The following is a 19,126-nucleotide window of genomic DNA, read 5'->3' on the forward strand; positions in this document are numbered from 1 at the left end:
CGTTGGAACCTTCCGAAGGTCGCCCCCGCGCGGGGGCGACCTTCGGAAGGTTCCAACGTGGACAACTTCCAGGGTTTCAATCCACGCCCCCGCGCGGGGGGCGACCTGGCCATGTTAGCCTTGCGCCGTATCTATCAGGATTTGTTTCAATCCACGCCCCCGTGCGGGGGGCGACCTTCCATCTGGACCGTTCCCTTACTCGCCATCTGAGTTTCAATCCACGCCCCCGTGCGGGGGGCGACCTACCCGATATGCGATTGCAATGGCGCTTGGTGCGTTTCAATCCACGCCCCCGTGCGGGGGGCGACCGGCACGGTCACGCTCTATCACCCCTCAGTTACCGGTTTCAATCCACGCCCCCGTGCGGGGGGCGACTGTGGGGCGCGGTCATTGAGCGTTATGCCTGATGGTTTCAATCCACGCCCCCGTGCGGGGGGCGACTTGCGGTAAGCTCCAATGCGGCCGCCTTTGCTATAGGTTTCAATCCACGCCCCCGTGCGGGGGGCGACATCGACGCAATGATCACCTTGGAGCCCGCAGCATGTTTCAATCCACGCCCCCGTGCGGGGGGCGACCCACCAGCCAGTCATGGGCCTCTTTGCGGGATTTGTTTCAATCCACGCCCCCGTGCGGGGGGCGACTGACACTTTCACCGATCTCGAAAAAGACTGGAACGTTTCAATCCACGCCCCCGTGCGGGGGGCGACATTGCCCTTGAGCGTGTCCCCGCTGGTACTCTCGGTTTCAATCCACGCCCCCGTGCGGGGGGCGACTCGTTGCACTTTTGGTTTCTCATGGCCTTATTGCCGGTGTTTCAATCCACGCCCCCGTGCGGGGGGCGACGACGATTCGGCATGGTGCCGTTGTCATAGCTGTAAAGTTTCAATCCACGCCCCCGTGCGGGGGGCGACATGGGATGATGTTTGCGACCCTGAAAATTCAACGTTTCAATCCACGCCCCCGTGCGGGGGGCGACCAGTGTTGCGTCGGTAGACGAAAAGGACGTGTCGGGTTTCAATCCACGCCCCCGTGCGGGGGGCGACTGCGCTTTCCCGCTCGGAAGATGCCCATCGAAAAGTTTCAATCCACGCCCCCGTGCGGGGGGCGACTCCCGCCCATCAACCCGGCGAGCAGAATGGCATCGTTTCAATCCACGCCCCCGTGCGGGGGGCGACCACCTTTTCCGCTGCTCTCCCGGTAGGGCCAGACGTGGTTTCAATCCACGCCCCCGTGCGGGGGGCGACGCACTGGCGGCAGCACTGGCGGCAGCACTGGCGGTGTTTCAATCCACGCCCCCGTGCGGGGGGCGACGAGGGCCACAGTGTACCGTTGACAAAAATCGAATGTTTCAATCCACGCCCCCGTGCGGGGGGCGACACTTTTTTTCCACGCAAATCAGCACTTTTCAAAATACGTTTCAATCCACGCCCCCGTGCGGGGGGCGACGCAAGCGCTGATTACTGATCAGTAACAGGGATAGGTTTCAATCCACGCCCCCGTGCGGGGGGCGACTGTTGACTCGTATCTATTCAATACAAGTCAATTTTTACGGCAGGTTCCGCGAACGTCTCTTTCAGACCGCTTCGTTCATTTGCGTTCGCAACCTGCATTGTTCTTAAACGCTGTCCTGCCAACCAGCGCGATCCTCCTGGCTTTTGCTGGTTGCCAACGGTTCGCGGACCGTTCAGACAATAAGCGGGCCCTCCTGGTCCACGCTTTCCTTGGCGCCGACATGCTCCACCCGGTTGCGCCAATGCGCGCCGAGGAAATAAAAACGGAGACTGTCGGCGTCCATGTCGATCTCGTTGATCAGCAGTTGGCGAATCCTGGTCCACTGTGCCGGGTCCACCACGCACTCGAACACCGAAAACTGCACTCGTTGCCCGAAATTACGGCATACTTTGGCTACCCGCCGCAACCTTTTCGCGCCGCCGGGCTCGCTTGTGCGCACATCGTAACTCACCAGCACCATCATGGCCGCACCCCGCTATTTCCAAATGACCGGCGGATAGCCGTCGAGTTCGCCCCGGAGAAAGCGGGCAAACAGCAAAGCCTGGGTGTGGAAAAACAGGCCCAGCGACATTTTTTCCTCTAAAAACGGATGGTTCATTTCTTCCTGTTTTCGTTTTTGATACGCCACCAGCAGGGTTTTGCGGGCCGCGTCGCTCATTCGCACCGCGCCGCCGTCGCTGATGATAAAATCTCCCTGTTGCAATTGCCCCAGGTTGACCAGCGACAGGGCCAACCGATCCGCCAGCGGCCGAAACTCCTCCATCAGATCCAGGGCCAGTCCCGCCCGACCCGGCCGGTCGCGGTGCAGATAACCAACTGCGGGATCGAGCCCCACGGTTTCGAGCGCCGAGCGAATATCATGCGCCACCAGGGTGTAGAGAAAGGAAAGCAGGCAGTTGATGCGGTCAAGCGGCGGCCTGCGGCTGCGCTGATGCAGAAAGAAGTTGTCCTTGTCGCGGACGATGAGATGATCGAAGGCGCTGAAATAGACGCGGGCGGCATCGCCTTCAACGCCGCGAACCTCATCTAGCCCCAAGCCGCCTTGCAGCCTTCTCAGCGCGGCGCCCAGGCGATCCACCGCTTCTTCCACAACCGGGGCGTCGATTTTGTCGCTATGATCGCGCAGCGCCCGCAGCAACACCGTCCGGCAGTTGGCCACCTTGCCAAGCACGCAGGACGTCGCCACTCCGGCGGAAAAACTCAGATCGTCGGCACGGCGATACTGTTCTCGTCGCAAAAGCACGTTGCCCGAAACCGGCCCTTGCACCCGCGCCAAAAATCGCCCGTATTCGCTGAGGAAACTCAGGCCGACATTGCGCTCGCCGCAAAAGCCCATCAAAAACGGGCTGCATCCGACATTGCCGAAACAGACGATGGAATCGAGCGTATGCAACGGCACCCGCAGCGCAACTTCGCCCTCAATGCGCACTGCCACGGTCTCGCCGTCCTTGGCCAGATACGCCCCTTGGGTGGTGACAAACAAGGTGTTGAGATGTTTTTTCATGCAGCCGCCATGGTGCGCAGATAGTTGCTTACTCTTTTCTTGGTCGCCACCTTGGGCAGGCAAAGCGGCAGGAACGAACAGCTCTCGCAGCGGGCGTCATAGCGGGGCGGCGGCGTTACTCCTGCCGCCAGCATGTCGTGTGCCGCGTCGGCCGTCCGAGCGACCGTCTCCCGCAAGGCCGGATCGAAAACAACGGCTGTCCGTCGCTTCTTTTCGCCGTAATACAAGGCTCCTTCCGGCACAACGCAACCCAGCATTTCTTCCAGGCAGATGGCTTGGGCGCAGAGTTGCACCCGGTCAGAATCGTCTTTTTTAGGCCGCCCACGCTTGTATTCCACCGGCAGCGGCCGCCACAAACCGCCTTCGCAAAGATGAAACTCGACAATGTCGGCCCGGCCGGCCAACCCCAGCCGCAAGGAACGGATGGGCACGTCGAATTCCACCCGCAGCGTGCGCCGCGACTCGCGGCCGCTGGTGTGCACCCGCTCGTGGAGCACCCGCCCCTCGGCGGTCAGCCGGTTTTCCAGCCATTGCTGTTCGATGTGGATCAGGGCGCACTGGCGCGGACAGAACAGGTAATGTTGCAGGGCGGAGATCATCACCAGATCGTCCTCGTCGTACAACCCCGGCAGCGACGATTGCTGGCCGGATTGTTCCAGGATGCGCTCAGTCATGCGCCCTTCCTCCGTTGGGCAGTGTGGATTCGCCAAGCAGATGAATGATCAGACGGATGAGCACATCTTTCTGGCTCGGGTCAGAGGCGGCGACCAGCAGCGCCAGGGCCACCAGCCCCTTGTTGTCGAAGCGGACCGTATCAACAAGACTGCTTTCCTGGAGGAAAAGAAGAAAGAGAAAGGAACCGATGCGCTTGTTGCCGTCGCTGAAGGGATGATCCTTGATCACGAAATAGAGCAGGTGGGCCGCTTTTTCCTCGATGCTCGGGTAGAGGTCCTCACCGCCAAAGGTTTGGTGGATGGCGCCGAGGATGCCAGCCAGGCTCTCGCCACGCTCGCGGCCAAAGAGATCGGTGACCTCGCCCCTGGCGGCCAGATCATCACGCAGACAGGCAATGCCCCGGCGCACCACGGCCAGATCAAAACCCACCGACTCCCGCCGGGTGAGCCCAGATGGCAGGGGCAGCCGGTCTTCGTCATATTGGAGCAGCAATTGCCAGCTCAGGCCGTAACGCCTCACCAGCTCCACCACAGCTAACCCGGTTGCATCCGCCAGTTGATGCTGCTCCAAGGTTGTGGCCAGCAAATCGAGCACCCCGCGCAACTCAGCCACCCCCTGTTCCGCCAGCTGCCGCTGATTGAGGGCATAGCCCTTGATCAGATACTCCTTGAGTACCGATGAGGCCCAGATGCGGAACTGGGTGCCGCGTTTGGAGTTGACCCGATAGCCGACGGCAATGATAACGTCCAGATTGTAAAAATTGGTTTGGTAGGTTTTGCCATCCGCGGCAGTCTGTGCAAATTTTGCACAGACTGCCTCTCTGGCTAACTCTTCTGATTTGAAAACATTGTTAATATGCTTGGTTACGACACTGCGCTCCGTCTGAAAAAGAAAAGCCATCTGCGCTTGCGTTAACCAGACGGTTTCATTCCTCAGGTGGACATCCAGCCTTATTTGCCCGTCATCGGCCTGATAGAGGACGATGGCGCTGTGATCAGAAGGCGAGGTTTGCTGTTCTTGTGAGAACTCCATAGAAAGCTAGCTCCGTTTATCGGTTCAAACAATCACGCGGTCATAATTTTATATCCAACTCCACTCCCTTCGGGACATCGCCTACGGTTACGGAGTAATCCTTGAACGAACGGGCCGGACCGGTTGAGCCTTCCGCGCGCTGGATGTCGATCAAGTCAAACAGCTTGTGCGCCAGGGCATTACCCATCTTGTTCTCATGTTTGAACACAAAGAGCTTACGGCTGCTCATCAATCCACGGGCGGCGGAACGGTCATGCTCGAACATGTTGATGAGGGCATCCCAAAGAAGTTCCAAATCATCTTCGGAAAAACCGGTTTTATCCGCCAGGGCGGCAGAAACAAATCCATGTGCTACATAGAGGCCATACGGCACGATATGCTTACGCCCCATGGTGCGTTCTTTTTCCAAATCTTTCTCATTGGTCACCGCCATTCTGGTAATGCTGATTTCCTGGGGCATGATACTTTCAACGCTTTTGGCAAAGGCCAACTGTATCGGCCCTCGCACCTGTCCGCAGTTGACTTCCGTGGTCATCACCGCGCCAAAAGCGCGAATATCGTAAAAATTAGCGCACATCCAGCCAGTGACCTTCTGTGCATCTTCAATGTTTTTGGGCAATTTCTTGGCTTCCGATTTCAATTCAAAGGCTTTGTACGCCTCCTCGTTGGTACGATTTAAGACTGCCTTTTCCTGAATATAAATTTTGAATCCTTCAGCGCCGTCCTTGGCTAACGCCACATGATTTCTGATCTTGCGTTTTAAACAGACATCCGTCACCAGGCCATGCCCGGTTTCCGGGTCGACGCGAGGAGTGTTGCCAGCATCCGGGTCACCATTGGGATTGCCGTTTTCCACATCAAAAAGCAGCACAAATTCATAACGATTGGCAATTGCAGTCATGGTCAATTCTCCTCGGTCGTGTTGGCTGTGGTGTTTTTACTAGTATAGAAATCCTTCATCCGTTGGTAATAGCCGATCATGAACAGTCCCTGGTCCTCCAGCGACATTGTTGGCGGAAAGTGAGCAAGATGCGCTACCGAATCCTGGATGGATTTTTCTAAATTGATGGCCCAGCCGGTCTTCGCGGGGTCTTTGCGCAATTTTGCGATGTGGTTGGCGGCATTTTTCAGCAACATGGGAAAGACCCTGGCTGGCGTTGCAGGCGCCGAAGCGAAAAAACGATCTTTCATAGTGGCTGTCGCTCCTGGAATTGCATCTGCCTGGGCTTTCTCGAGAACGGCAAACAAGCCTCCGAGCAAATAAGGGACCTCTTTCCTGCTGGGGTCGTAATACATAGAAATCTCCATTTGTTTATTACGGACGAGAAAGGCTTTCAGCAAAGCCGCCCGAAAATATCCGACTTCACGTTCGGCTCGAATACGACCTAAGACCGCCGCAAGCAAACTCTGCGGATACAAGCCGCCGTTCAGCATGGCCTTGGTCATGCCGCCCGCAAGCACGGGCAAGACATTCTCACTCTTTCCAAGGGTTGCAGTCTGGCAGAGCAACCGCCAAAGAGGAGGAAACTCCGGTTCGCTGTCGTACTGGCGCACTATCTCCAGGTGGCGAAAATGCTCCCCGATATTCTTCAAAAAGTTTCCCACGGTGCTTGCCATCCAGAACCGGATGGATAAACGTGAAGCATTGGGGGCAAGCCCCAAAATATAAAAACGGACGGACTCGTCCAATTCGGGGATAATATCGACTGCTCGTTTACCGGATCGAAGGCTGGTCAGCAGGTGCAATATTTTCCCGGCAGTTTGCTGGTCATCATCGGCCGCTACCGGCTTAACGCGGCTTTCATCCGGAGCAAACAGGTCGGCAAACAGCTCTTCGGCAACACTGCGACATTCTGCCCAGAACACAATAGTCGTATCGCCAACCACTACCTTTTGGCGACTATCTATGGCCAACAATGTATTTAACGCTGTGACATAGTTAAAAGTTGCCTTTTGGCTGATAGGTGCATTCGCCCCCTGTTCCTTGCCATAGGATTCAAAGGATTGTTTATTAAACGAAACAATATCCGCCCCGCCTTGTTGAGAACCGCGCACGCCTTTAATGGAAGGATGCAAACGGGCAAGAGGTTGCTCGTCTTCCCCTGAGACGAGACATTGCCCAATTGTGGCAGCCTCACGTTGCCCTAGACACTGTTCCCATGCCTTACGCGCTGCCGCACGGTCATGGATGAACCCCGGCGTACCACTCAAACGGAAAACCAAGTTTGCACCGCAGATGTCCACCCAATTCGGCAGGGTGGTTATTGTCCGGAAATCGTGGTCATAAAAGAAGATAATTGCCTTGAGGCCAGGATCTTCAGCCGCGCAGAAAGTGCGCACCTGCTGGACAAAGGCCTTGTGACATTTATCCGTTCGCTCCTGCTTGCCCTTGTCATCCAGCCCTAGGACATAGCTGGTCGAATCCCAAAGAAAATTTGGCTTAATTCCATTGGCTTTCTTCTCGGCTGCCGGCACGACCATTTTACGGGGCCGCAGTTGCTTGCCCTCCTGCAACCGAAGGTCTTCCACGTTCAACAATTCCCCATTGTCACCAAGGACAAGAGCAAACGAGATATTCTCCACACTGGAGCCATAGGCGGGGATTGCAGTATCAGGCTCCGCCGCTTTGCGTTCATAATAACGGTTCAATTCCTGAAGAATCATGACCGCACCTCCGACGACCGGGGTGCAGGCGGGGTGATGATGCCGTCCTGCATGGTGGCCTTGAAAAAGAGTGGTTTCATGCCGTTGGCAAAATCGATATCCAGCAGCATGTATCCCAACTCTTTTGTTTCTCCCTTGTAGCAAGAAATCGGTAACTCGCCCTCCAACAGCTCAAAAAAAGAAGGAAATTCACGACAGCCGAAACAAGGCTGGTGGAAAAATTGCCCGGTGCGAGCTCGCCGGTTAAAAATATCAAGATGTTTGCCCTCATTCTCCCCCGGCCCCGCTTTCTCTGTCAGTTCAAAATGGGCTTCAATCACATAGTCCACTTTGCGAAGCAAAGTTGTGGCTCGCTGTTGCCGGTTATCCCCCTCATCCACCAAATAAAACAGCGATTTTTTATCGCGCATCACCGTTGTCGGATTGGGCTTGGGAATTTTTGACTTCACCTCATTACGACGAACATTGTCGAAACGGATAGGGTTGAGCACATGAATCCTGTCCACCACCCAACGAATGGCCGGCTTCCAGTGGATTGCCTCCAGAATCCCCCGCGCCGCCGAGGGAGTCATAACATCATACGACACCCGTTCCACTTTCATCTCCGGCCTGGAGAAACAAGCGTAGTCACCCCAGACACGAAGTTTAACTCCATACCCCATAGGCACACCTCCTTACGTAGAGGATTCCTGGAGCGTTACATCCAAGCAACGCTCCAATAACAAACGACAAATTGCACCAGCTATTATTTCAATCCGCATCCCCGCGCGGGGGATGACCACAAACTGCACCTTCGCCCAAGGGGTACCCTCCCGGTCCTTGATGGGAGCATACATATGGCCGATGGTCGCCGTCAATTTTTTTTCAATAGTTGGTGTATTTTTTCTAAATTTTCTATCTGCAAAAAAACTCAGGATCCCAAAGCTCGGCCATATCTTCTCGAAATCCCAAGCGTGCATCGTAGGCGGCGGCATTCAACATGATCGGGAAAACATCACGAACCATCTCAATCACCCCTTTTTGTTGCAAGCGAAACAGCACGTTGCTCCGTACCACCACCGCATAGCGTTGCAGTTTTCGCCCTGTCGCCAGGGGAAACTGCGCGTGTCGCAATTGCTCAACCAATCGTTGCACCTCGTCTCTGTCTTCGGGGAGCCCCGGCATAATCACGCCAACGCCTTCATCTTCAATGAGGCGGAAATCCTTGGCCACCTCCTGAAACGGCACGATCAGTTCTGAATGCAGGCAGGGATTCGCTCGCTTGACGATGTCTTTTGCATCCAAACTTTCCACGTCGTACAGCAATTCGAAATAACGTTGCATCGGAACGAGTTCCAAGCAGTCACCCGAGGGAAATAATCGCAGAGTTTCCTGGGCACGCGAGATGCGACGCCGTAACCAAGGCATGGCGGGCAGTTCTTCCGGTTCATACACATACACCAAGCCAAAATCCGACAGCCCTTCACGATTGCACCGCCCGGCTGCCTGGGCAATGGAATCGAGGCCTGCCATGGCCCGGTAAACAACCGGGAAGTCGAGATCGACACCGGCCTCAACCAACGAGGTAGAGATCACCCGGCACGGCAACCCATCCGCAAGCCGCTGCCTGATGACATCAAGCACACGCAACCTATGCACCGGGTACATGTTCGTTGACAGGTGGAATGTGCCCTCAGTTTCTCTCATAATTGCAACTGCCTGTTGCGCCTGTTTTTTGGTCGAGACAACGCAAAGCACCTGGGGGTGGCCGTCGAGCTGCCGAGCGAGTTCCTCGGTGGTCAATTTGCCGATGAATTCGACACGAACCCTTTTGAGCTCCGCAAACAATTGATCAGGATCATCAACAATCTCTTTGGTCTCAGGGAGTTGTAAACGCTTCAGGTTCGTATCATCCAACGCTGGCTGAGTGGCGGTGCATAACACGACCGTGCACCGGTAATGAGCGACCAATTCGCGCAACGCGAGGAGGCAAGGTTGAAGAAATTCGGTAGGAATCGCCTGGGCCTCGTCAAGGACGATCACGCTCCCGGCTATATTGTGCAGTTTGCGACAACGTGACGGTTTATTGCTATATAATGACTCGAAAAATTGCACATTGGTGGTCACCACCACCGGCGCGGCCCAGTTCTCGGTCGCAAGTCCCCGCCACTTGTTGTACATGACCGCATCGTCATCCTCCCGAGCATGGTAATTGCAATGGTGCTCAAGCACGTTGGCCTCACCAAGGGCCTGCCGGAACACTTCGGCGTTTTGCTCGATGATTGAAGTAAAGGGGATGGCATAAATTACCCGTGAAAGGCCGTGCGTTTCCGCATGCTCCAAGGCAAAGGCCAGCGAAGAAAGTGTTTTTCCGCCGCCAGTCGGTACAGTTAACGAGTAGAATCCTTGGGCTTCTCTCGCTTGCTCAATACACCGCGCCAAAACCCTCTGCCGCGCAGCGTTCACCTTTCCCAGTTCTGCCGATGCCTGTTTTTGAGAAATGAAGGACTGTAAAGAACTCCTCAGATTACCAAAATTATTCTGCTGTAATGCCCGCCGCAGTGCTGATTTGTCAGGGTTACAAAAGGCTTCGGTGTCGAGGAAATCGGCGTCCACCAGACAGGAGAACAGCATGCGGGTAAAAAAAGCCAGATTGAACATGGACCATTCTCTTTCTAATTGAAAAGGAAAGAGTAATGGTTTGGCACCGCCGAGTTCCGGCAATATTTCGGTATTTGTAATTTCTTTGCGTAATCGATGGTGCAGCTGTCCTTCCTGAACACCGCCATCGGGCAATCCACCATGATGTCCACAGATCACATACGCGAGTAAAAAACCTAATTTACCGTCACGCATTTGGGCCAACTGAGCCCCGAAGGTGGCATGGTCAACGCGGTTTGCTCTACCTTCCAACCGCGCGATGAAATCTGGGCACGCCTTGCCGGCATCGTGCAATTCCCCCACGCATCGTCCCCATTGCCCTGCCATGAATGCGGCGGCAAATTGCTCGGACAGTTTCCCCACGTTGTGCAAATGTTCATCAAGTGGTTGCCAGTCGGATTTATCTGCCTTTTCAGTTGAATGGGCGTAATATTCCATAGTCGTCAGTACCGTTTTGAATGAGGAAGGCTGAAGGGCCGCAAAATAGACAAGGAGTCAGAGCTAATCCACTCATTCACCTTTGCCTCCACCCTACCACCCCCGCCCTGTCAGGGGATGTCAGGGCGCCGATAATTTCTGTGCATTTTTTCAATTTCCTCACGAACCAGGGTTTGCAGTTCCGGGGGCGCCACCACCCGCACCTCGGCGCCGTAACTGAGGATATTTCTGATCAGTTCGCGGTAATCGGCGGTGAGAAAGCTGAGCAGCAGGCTGCCGTCGGGTTCCAAGCTGGTCTGCTGGTCGGGATGCCAGATCTGTTCAATAATGCGGGGAGCGATGTGGGGCGAAAAACGCAGGGTCGCCGTGGTGGTGGCTTTCCCTTGCATAATGCCGAAATGGCGGCGGGTGTATTCCTTGATCGGCGGGAGGTCGGCCGGCACTTGGATACGATTTTTTGAGATGTCAACCGCCTGCAGGCGAGCCAGGGCAAAATCCCGGATTGCGCTTTTGGACGCGCACCATGCCAGCAGATGCCAACTGCCCATGTAGTGCATCAGGTGGAGCGGTTGCACCGTCCGCTCGGTGACGGCGCCGCTGTGGGGAGAGTGATAGGTGATGCGAAGCGCTTGATCGGCAAAGAGCGCTTGAACAACCAACCGAAAATGCTGCTCGTTGACCTTGGCGTACTCGATGTTTTTAACGGAAACCTTGTCGCTGATTCCGTCCAGGCAGGATGCGCCGTTTTTGCGGGAGGCGTTGGTCATCTGGCCAATCAGGCGGCAGAGTTCCTCTTTGATGGCGGCGTCGGGGATGGTTGAGGCAAGTCGGACGGCAAGTGCCAGGGCCAGCACGTTGCCCTCGTTGATCCAGTATCCGGGAATTTCGTAGGTGTTGTCGGCATAACGATAGCCGTTGCGCGACCGGTCGAATTCAAGGGGCGCCAGCAGCGTCTCGCGCATGAACTCGATGTCGCGCAGAGCAGTGCGTTGCGACACCTCAAACTCGTGAACGAGGCTCTGCGAGTTGGGATACTTCGCCAGCTTGATCTGATGATGCAACCATACATACCGCTCAAACTTCAACCGTTCAGACATGATTTCCTCCGGTGACGGGCGTGTTGACGTCATCAAGCAGCCAGCGCAACAAAATGTTCCTACCACGCGGGGATAGTTGGGGCAACGATCAAATGTCACCCTCTTCTTTCATGAAAATAGTGTCAGCATAACTAGTTGGGCCACAATGTGTCTGTGCGCGTCAACGGCGGTTTGCCGCTTTTTATTGATGACGCAAGGGCTACGGGAAGGGGAAGGGCAGGCGGACGGTATGAGCCCGGCGGGTTTGGCAGGTTGCCGGAACAGGCCGCTGAAGAGCAGCGCTTGTTGCGCCCAAACATGGCGAACAATCAGGGGGGCGTCTGTAGAAACAGCAGCGTTGGGATATTTTGGGGCGGTCAGATGGACGACAACTCAACCATTGCGGAGAGCGTCGAGGAACCAGGGATGGCTTGGATTGAGCTCTGTTTTTTCGCGCACAATGCGGATTGTGCGCATTGCCGGACTGGTGAAAGGGGAGGCGCTTTATCCTGAAAAGTAGGGTTTGCAGAAATGGCGCGCCTGCCGCCCGCTCTTTTGGGGGGCGGGCCAGCAGGTTGCTTTGTAGTAAGAATTCACTTGAAAACTGCTTGTTTTTCCGTCGGTTATTTGATCATAGACGGACTGCACAGACGATCAGCATCTGCCGACACGCTGCCGCAAGAGTCACATGCGTATTGAATGGTTTTCAGTTTGTCATCGCAAACCTGGGTTGCCGGGGCGCCGCAAAATTTGCTTTCGAATTCCTCGTTGATTGGCTTGCAGAGGCTGGTGGGAGTGTCTGCAGATGCGCCGCAATTCTGACATGTATAGGCCATGGTTGTTCTCCTCTTGTAGAGCTATGTGCACAATCTCAATTGCAAAGCGATGGGTGTCGGACAGGTCGGTTGAACCCATCGATTTTGTTCCCAAAATACAACAGTGTATCTTGACCGGTTGCCTGTCGTGCACGCCGGGAAACCTGCTGATACAGTAAGCGGCAGCGGTGGCCCTGTCAATATTCGCACTGGCTAAAAGTTATAGGCGGTTGTGATGAGCGCGGCGGAAGGCCCGTTTGCGCCAGACCTTCCCATTGCTGTCGAGTTATTCCATTTCCATTTCAAAAGTGAAACGCGCTTGTTTGTCCCTTCGAGCGAAGGGACAAATCGCAGGCAAGGACCGAGATTGCCCCCTTGGTCACAATGATGCAGCGTTTTGGCTGGCCCAACGAAATGTTCCCATACGATGCTTGGAAACCAGAGAACGAGAGCAGGCCGGCGGACCGTAGCCTGGATGAAGTGCAACGGAATCCGGGAACAGATCACATCAAACCCCGGATTCCGCAAGCTGCATCCAGGCTACAGGTTGATATGACGCACCCTCCTCGACGAGATGTTGCTGTGTGCAGCAGGCCTCGTTTGATTTAAAAATGGAATTAGCCGGCCGAATCAGGCCAAAATATTAGGGGTGGCAAATGTCGCGGGGAGACAGCGTCAAATTGATGCTTACAATAACTGCAAGATGGCAGATTGATCTTTTCCCCTACTACAAATGAGGCGGATTATGGATACCTTCAGAAAAGAAGACCTGGTGTATGAGTACGCGTGGTCCCCGTATGAAAAAGATGACCCCAGAGTTTCAGGGGTTCCTGACGTCACACCGTTCAACCGCAAAGATGGACAGGAAGTTCTGTATATTATCAGCTCGTTAACTGACCACGTAGCTTGGAGCGTGGAAGGTTTTGGCAATAGGGTGGAAAAAATGATCCATGATCGACTCCCTGATGAAATTAAAAATCAAGAGGATGTGATCAGGTGGATTAAAGAGAATTGGAAGAATTCTTCAGGTGAAAAATTGAAGTAAAAAAAGATCTTTATTGCAGCTTGAATTTACGGTTGATGATGATTTTGTATCAGCATATTTTGATATGGAATATGTCGGTGTGACGTTGAAAAGGTGGGAAAGGCATGAGTTGACCGTTGAATAATTTTGTCATTATTTGATGTTTTATGGGCTTGTTTTGTGCTTATTCCTTTGGAGGCATTGGAATGTCCCATTTGTAGTATAGTTTTTCAAGTTCTCCTGATTCGCGCAATTCATCCATTCTGCAGTCAAATAAGTCCATGAGTTTGTTGCTTTTTTGTGTTTTTGAAAAAGCAACAAACAGTTGATTTTCTAAGATTGGTTGCATGGTGTATTGTTTGTCGTCAAAGTTATATTTTTTTATTGTCCTTTTTATATCGTATTCATTGTCTAGATAGTAATCGATTCTTCCTATTTGAAGCAATTTCAATCCCTGTAATTGGTCTGATATTCTCTGGTACTCATAATCAACAGGTATTCCTTTCTCGAAATTATATCCATCCATCCAGGCAACTCTTTTCCCAACCAAAGAATCGGGGAAAATCCATTTGCTAGAATTATTTTTAAAGATTGCTGTTAGCCTTTCAGTGTTTATTGGACGTTTCGGAGTTTTGTAATAGTTTAAACCATTATCTGATGCAACCTTTGAAGAGTAAAAAGAAATTGACGCATCAATTTTATTTTTAGTTAACAACATGTTGACTCGGTTAAATGGAGCGTTGCTTGTTTTTACGGTAATCCCTACTGGATTGTAAATCAACTTTACAAGCTCGAAATAAATGCCTGATCCATCATTGGTTGCTCCGCCTTCTAATTCTGGGGATACGATATTGATTTTTTTAATATTTTGATAGTTAATGTTGTCGCATTTTGTGCCTGCGTATATTTTGTTTGTGAGTAAAAATAGAATTGAAAAAATTATGCAAGTAAGAAATTTTTCATTTTTATAATTTGTAAATTTTATTACTTTCATTTTTTCGCCATTTTTGCTAGCTGTTATTCTTTGATCTATATTGCAATTCGATAATTATGTAATAACACTGATGGAGTGTTATCGGTTGCATGGATCGTCAGGATGGAATTCCAATATATATCGGAATCAAGCCATTGCGGCATGTCTGCCAATTAAGGGTCGCTTTAGTGTTTCGTCAATCAATCGGCCGCCAATTTTTTGCTCCCCCTGCGCAACTCTACCCTTAATACTTATATCCATTTGATTTAGCAACGATTACCCTGTGATAATCTTGGGGAATGAATCAGTCCCCTTTTCCCGCCGGTCGCCTGAACAGGCAGCTGAAGAGCCGCACTTTTTTCGCGCAGGCATGGAGAATAATCGGGGACTTGTGTATGATGGCGACAATTTTTCCGTCACTGCACGACCTCCTCCAGGAGCAACCATGGCTCGGCCCGCCGTTTCACCTCTCCACTCTTCCCCGCACGCCGCCTTTGCGCCCACCGCTCCGTCCGCCGCTCCAACCGGCGCTGCGCCTGATAGCGCCGCAGCCCTTGTCCTGGATCAGGTCCGCAAGACCTTCACCATTGAAAAGAAACAGATCACCGCTCTGGACGGGGTGAGTTGCGCCATTCGCCCTGGCATGGTCACTGGTCTGATCGGCCCGGACGGCGCGGGCAAGACCACCCTGATGCGGTTGTGCGCCGGCCTGCTGACCCCGGACCAGGGCAGCCTGAGGGCGCTGAACATCGACGTGGTGCGGGAGCCGCTCAAGGTGCAGGCCAGCATCGGCTACATGCCGCAGCGATTCGGCCTTTACGAAGATCTCACCGTGCTGGAAAACCTGGACCTGTACGCCGATCTGCAGGGCGTGGAGGCGGAGGCGCGGGCCGAGCGGTACGCGCAGTTGCTGGCCATGGCGGGCTTGGAAGGGTTTCGCGGTCGTCTGGCCGGGCGGCTCTCCGGCGGCATGAAGCAGAAGCTGGGGCTGGTTTGCACCCTGGTGCGCCCGCCGCGTTTGCTCCTGCTCGACGAGCCCACCGTGGGCGTGGACCCGGTGTCGCGGCGGGAGTTGTGGCAGATTGTCTACCATCTGGTCGAGGCCGAGGGCATGAGCGTGCTGCTCAGCACCGCCTATCTGGACGAGGCTGAACGCTGCGCCGAGGTGGTGCTGATCCATCAGGGTAAAATCCTGGGGCACGATCATCCCCGCGCCTTCAGCCAACAGGTCGAGGGCCGCACCTGGCAGGTTCGCGCCCCGGACATGCCCAAACGCGCCCTGCAACGGGCGTTGAGCCATAACCCGGCGGTGCTTGACGCCCTGATCCTGGGCAAGGCGATCCGGGTGGTCAGTCGCGACCGGACGCCGCTGCAGCCCATCGGCCTGCCCTCGGAGATTGCGGTGGAGGTCGCGCCGGTTGCGCCTCGTTTCGAGGATTATTTCGTGGCCACCCTCAAAGACGACCACGCCGCCGCCAACGGCGACAATCACATCACCCTGCGGCAAACCAGCGACCGGCTGGCCGGCCAGGACGTGATCACGGTGGACAATCTGGTGCGTCGGTTCGGCGATTTTTACGCGGTCGATCATGTCGGGTTTCGGGTGCGGCACGGCGAGATCTTCGGCCTGCTCGGGGCCAACGGGGCCGGCAAGACCACCACCTTTCGCATGCTTTGCGGCCTGCTGCCCATCTCCAGCGGGGCTTGCACTGTGGCCGGGATGAACCTGCGCACCGCAGCGGCGGCGGCCAGGGCCAAGATTGGCTACATGGCCCAGAAATTCTCGCTCTACGGCAACCTGAGCGTGATGCAGAATCTCAAATTTTTCAGCAGCGCCTACGGTCTGCGCGGGGCGCGGCGCAGCGGCCAGATCGATTGGGCGCTGTCCACCTTTAACCTCGAGCCCTTTGCCGCCACTGAGAGCCAGTCCCTGCCGCTGGGGTTCAAGCAGCGGCTGGCCCTGGCCGTGGCCCTGATGCACGAGCCCGAGGTGCTGTTTCTGGACGAACCCACCTCCGGGGTCGATCCCCTGGCCCGGCGCGAATTCTGGGTGCAGATCAACAGTCTGGCTGATCAGGGCGTGACCGTGTTGGTCACCACCCATTTCATGGAAGAGGCCGAATACTGTGACCGGCTGGTGATCATGGCCGACGGCCGGGTGCTGGCCGAAGGCACGCCCGAGGCGATGAAGGAAGGGTTCAGCGGCGGGGTAGGGCGCGAGGCCACCATGGAAGACGCCTTCATCGGCCTTTTGGAGGCCAACCGCAACGAGGCCAATCTCAAATCCGCCCCACAAGCAGCCAAGGCCAGCGCATGAAACCGGGAAGACTGCTGCGCGTCAAAGGGATGATCCGCAAGGAATGGCTGCAGGTCATCCGCGATCCGTCCAGCATTGCCATTGCCTTTTTCCTGCCGATGCTGCTGCTGTTGATATTTGGCTACGGCGTCAGCCTGGATGCGAAAAACGTGCGCATCGCCTTGGTGGTGGAACAGGCCGACAGCCAGTCGCTCAGTTTTGCCGGCGGCTTTTACCAGACCTCCTATTTCGCGCCCCTGGCCCTCAATTCCATCCAGGAGGCGGAAACCGCCCTGCGCCAATCCAAGGTGGACGGCATTGTCTGGCTGCGGCACAACTTTGGCCGCGATTACCTGCGCAAGGATTCGCCGCCCATCGGCGTGATTGTCAACGGCGTCGACGCCAACACCGCGCGCCTGATCGAAGGCTACGTGCAGGGCATCTGGTTTGGCTGGCTGGAGCAGCAGGCGGAGCGGGCGGGCAAGAAGCTGCAGTCGCCGGTGCAGTTGGAGCAGCGCATCTGGTACAACCCCGAGGTGCGCTCCACCGATTTCCTGGTGCCAGGGGTTCTGGCGGTGATCATGACCCTGATCGGCGCCCTGCTCACCGCCCTGGTCATCGCCCGGGAATGGGAGCGCGGCACCATGGAGGCCCTGCTGGTCACTCGAATTTCGGTGGTGGAAATCCTGCTGGGCAAGTTGATTCCCTATTTTATTCTTGGCATGGGCGGGCTGGCGCTGTCGCTGGCCATGGCGCACTCGCTTTTTCATGTGCCGCTGCGCGGTTCGCTGTGGCTGCTGCTGGCGACCTCTGCCCTGTTTTTGTGGGTGGCGCTGGGCATGGGTTTTTTTATCTCCACCATCTTTAAATCACAGTTCGTGGCCGCCCTGGTGGCCATGGTCAGCACCTTTTTGCCGGCCTTCATCCTCTCCGGCTTTATCTTCGACATTCAGAGCATGCCGCCGATCATCCAGGGGCTGACCCATCTGATCGCGGCCCGCTACTATGTGTCCATCCTCCAGACCCTGTTTCTGGTGGGCGATGTGTGGAGCGTGGTGCTGCCCAATGCGGCGGCCCTGGTGGGCATGGGGCTGTTTTTCCACGGCATGGTCTACCGCAAGACCAGAAAAAATCTCGAATAGGAGGCCACGGTGGGCCATCGTATCCTCGCCCTGATCATCAAAGAATTCCTGGCCCTGTTCCGGGATAAAAAAAGCCGGATGGCGGTGATTGTGCCGCCGATTTTTCAGCTGCTGGTGTTCGGTTACGCCGCCACCTTTGATTTGGAACATGCGGCCCTGGCGATATTGAACGAGGACACGGGCGGTTTTTCCCGCGATCTGGCGGGCCGGTTTGAACGCTCAAGCGGGTTTGAGGTGGTCGGCTACCTGCGCTCAGAAGCGGAGATAGCCCCCCTGATCGACCGGGGGGGCGCGCTGCTGGCATTGCACATCGGCCCGCAATGTTCCAGCGACGCGGCCAGGGGCGAAAGCTGCAACATCCAGGTGCTGATCGACGGCCGCAACTCCAACACCGCCATGCTGGCACTCAATTATGTACGCAGCATTGTGTCGGATTTCAACGAGGAGCGGGCAGAACTCAACGGCGTCAAGCTGCCGGCGCGGCTCAACATGCGGGCCTGGTTCAACCCCAACCTCGAGAGCCGTTGGTTCATCGTCCCCGGCATCATCGCCCTGTTGGCCATGATCGTCACCCTGGTGGTGACCGCCCTGTCCGTGGCCCGCGAGCGCGAGGCCGGCACCTTTGACCAACTGCTGGTCACGCCGCTGCGCCCCTGGGAGATTCTCATCGGCAAGGCCATGCCCGGCTTGCTGGTTGGGGTCGGCGAGGCCTCGCTGATCATTGCGGTGGCGGTGTTCTGGTTCAAAATTCCGCTGGTCGGCCAGTTGAGCGTGCTCTATCCGGCCCTGATCATCTATGTGCTGTCGATCATCGGCGTCGGCCTGATGATCTCCTCGTTCTCCGCCACCCTGCAACAGGCCCTGCTCGGAGCCTTTCTCTTCATTGTGCCGGCGGTGATTCTCTCCGGGTTTTCCACGCCCATCGCCAACATGCCGGCTTTCATGCAGGCCCTGACCTATCTTGACCCGATGCGGTATTTCCTCACCATCGTCCGCCGGGTGTTTCTTGAAGGGGCGGGCATCGAATATTTCTGGCACGACCTCTGGCCGATGTCGATCATCGCCGCCGTGACCCTGGCCATGGCCACCTGGCTGTTCCGCCACCGGATGTATTGATCTGCTTTGATTGAAGAAATCACGTTTTGTGCAATGGGCGCCCTGTGTGCTTTTGTGCCCATCCTCCAGCAATCTCCCCAGTGAAATTGATCAATGTTCCCGTGTCGATTGGTGCAAATACTGCATGTTTACAGCTTACTCCTGCGTCGGAGACGAACGGGCGCGCAACTTCCTTGGCTGGGAAATTGCGGCGTTGTCGCCTCGAAAGGACGCCGCATG

At 55.5% G+C, this 19,126-nt stretch carries 14 protein-coding genes and 1 CRISPR repeat array; of the genes, 4 read left to right on the forward strand and 10 right to left on the reverse strand.

Annotation, left to right across the window (positions count from 1 at the left end; translation table 11 throughout):
* The first annotated feature begins 9 nt into the window (after positions 1-9).
* Positions 10-1,512: direct repeats of the CRISPR family, unit length 32 nt; unit sequence GTTTCAATCCACGCCCCCGTGCGGGGGGCGAC.
* 172 nt (positions 1,513-1,684) lie between these two features.
* The 9 genes from cas2 to RCH93_RS01100 form a co-directional block, all read right to left on the reverse strand.
* Positions 1,685-1,975, reverse strand: coding sequence for a CRISPR-associated endonuclease Cas2 (gene cas2, locus RCH93_RS01060; protein WP_306546242.1), 291 nt, complete (start codon positions 1,973-1,975; stop codon positions 1,685-1,687).
* A 12-nt stretch (positions 1,976-1,987) separates the two neighbouring features.
* Positions 1,988-3,016, reverse strand: coding sequence for a type I-C CRISPR-associated endonuclease Cas1c (gene cas1c / locus RCH93_RS01065; RefSeq protein ID WP_306546243.1), 1,029 nt, complete (start codon positions 3,014-3,016; stop codon positions 1,988-1,990).
* Positions 3,013-3,690 (reverse strand): CRISPR-associated protein Cas4, encoded by a 678-nt coding sequence (cas4, locus tag RCH93_RS01070; protein ID WP_306546245.1) that lies wholly within the window; start codon positions 3,688-3,690, stop codon positions 3,013-3,015. Before cas4 ends, cas1c begins: the two co-directional genes overlap by 4 nt.
* Entirely contained in the window at positions 3,683-4,723 is a 1,041-nt protein-coding gene (rhuM, locus tag RCH93_RS01075; RefSeq protein WP_306546247.1) for a virulence protein RhuM/Fic/DOC family protein, read from the reverse strand. Before rhuM ends, cas4 begins: the two co-directional genes overlap by 8 nt.
* A gap of 40 nt (positions 4,724-4,763) precedes the next feature.
* Positions 4,764-5,624 carry a type I-C CRISPR-associated protein Cas7/Csd2 gene (cas7c, locus tag RCH93_RS01080; protein ID WP_306546249.1) on the reverse strand — a complete coding sequence of 287 codons (861 nt, stop codon included), beginning with the start codon at positions 5,622-5,624 and terminating at the stop codon, positions 4,764-4,766.
* 2 nt (positions 5,625-5,626) lie between these two features.
* Positions 5,627-7,387 (reverse strand): type I-C CRISPR-associated protein Cas8c/Csd1, encoded by a 1,761-nt coding sequence (gene cas8c / locus RCH93_RS01085; RefSeq protein ID WP_306546251.1) that lies wholly within the window; start codon positions 7,385-7,387, stop codon positions 5,627-5,629.
* A complete protein-coding gene (gene cas5c / locus RCH93_RS01090; protein WP_306546253.1) occupies positions 7,384-8,049 on the reverse strand; it encodes a type I-C CRISPR-associated protein Cas5c in 666 nt (221 codons plus the stop codon). The genes cas8c and cas5c overlap by 4 nt, the downstream gene beginning before the upstream one ends.
* A gap of 232 nt (positions 8,050-8,281) precedes the next feature.
* Complete coding sequence (gene cas3, locus RCH93_RS01095) at positions 8,282-10,465, reverse strand: CRISPR-associated helicase Cas3' (RefSeq protein WP_306546255.1); 2,184 nt, start codon at positions 10,463-10,465, stop codon at positions 8,282-8,284.
* Between the two features lie 110 nt (positions 10,466-10,575).
* Positions 10,576-11,562 carry a YafY family protein gene (locus RCH93_RS01100; RefSeq protein WP_306546257.1) on the reverse strand — a complete coding sequence of 329 codons (987 nt, stop codon included), beginning with the start codon at positions 11,560-11,562 and terminating at the stop codon, positions 10,576-10,578.
* A 1,539-nt stretch (positions 11,563-13,101) separates the two neighbouring features.
* Here RCH93_RS01100 and RCH93_RS01105 point away from each other — a divergent pair.
* Entirely contained in the window at positions 13,102-13,401 is a 300-nt protein-coding gene (locus tag RCH93_RS01105) for a hypothetical protein (RefSeq protein ID WP_306546259.1), read from the forward strand.
* A 163-nt stretch (positions 13,402-13,564) separates the two neighbouring features.
* Here the strand turns inward: RCH93_RS01105 and RCH93_RS01110 are convergent, their stop codons facing one another.
* A complete protein-coding gene (locus RCH93_RS01110) occupies positions 13,565-14,374 on the reverse strand; it encodes an ABC transporter substrate-binding protein (protein WP_306546261.1) in 810 nt (269 codons plus the stop codon).
* Between the two features lie 424 nt (positions 14,375-14,798).
* Here RCH93_RS01110 and RCH93_RS01115 point away from each other — a divergent pair, with 424 nt between their 5' ends.
* From RCH93_RS01115 to RCH93_RS01125, 3 genes are read left to right on the forward strand one after another with little or no spacing between them, the layout of a single operon-like run.
* Positions 14,799-16,670, forward strand: a complete 1,872-nt coding sequence (locus RCH93_RS01115) for an ATP-binding cassette domain-containing protein (RefSeq protein ID WP_306546263.1) — start codon at positions 14,799-14,801, stop codon at positions 16,668-16,670.
* Entirely contained in the window at positions 16,667-17,791 is a 1,125-nt protein-coding gene (locus RCH93_RS01120) for an ABC transporter permease (protein ID WP_306546265.1), read from the forward strand. Before RCH93_RS01115 ends, RCH93_RS01120 begins: the two co-directional genes overlap by 4 nt.
* A gap of 9 nt (positions 17,792-17,800) precedes the next feature.
* On the forward strand, positions 17,801-18,907 hold the full coding sequence (locus RCH93_RS01125) for an ABC transporter permease (protein WP_306546267.1): 1,107 nt from the start codon (positions 17,801-17,803) through the stop codon (positions 18,905-18,907).
* Positions 18,908-19,126: the final 219 nt, after the last annotated feature.

Source organism: Desulfobulbus sp. (assembly GCF_030824455.1).
Taxonomy (GTDB): Bacteria; Desulfobacterota; Desulfobulbia; order Desulfobulbales; family Desulfobulbaceae; genus Desulfobulbus.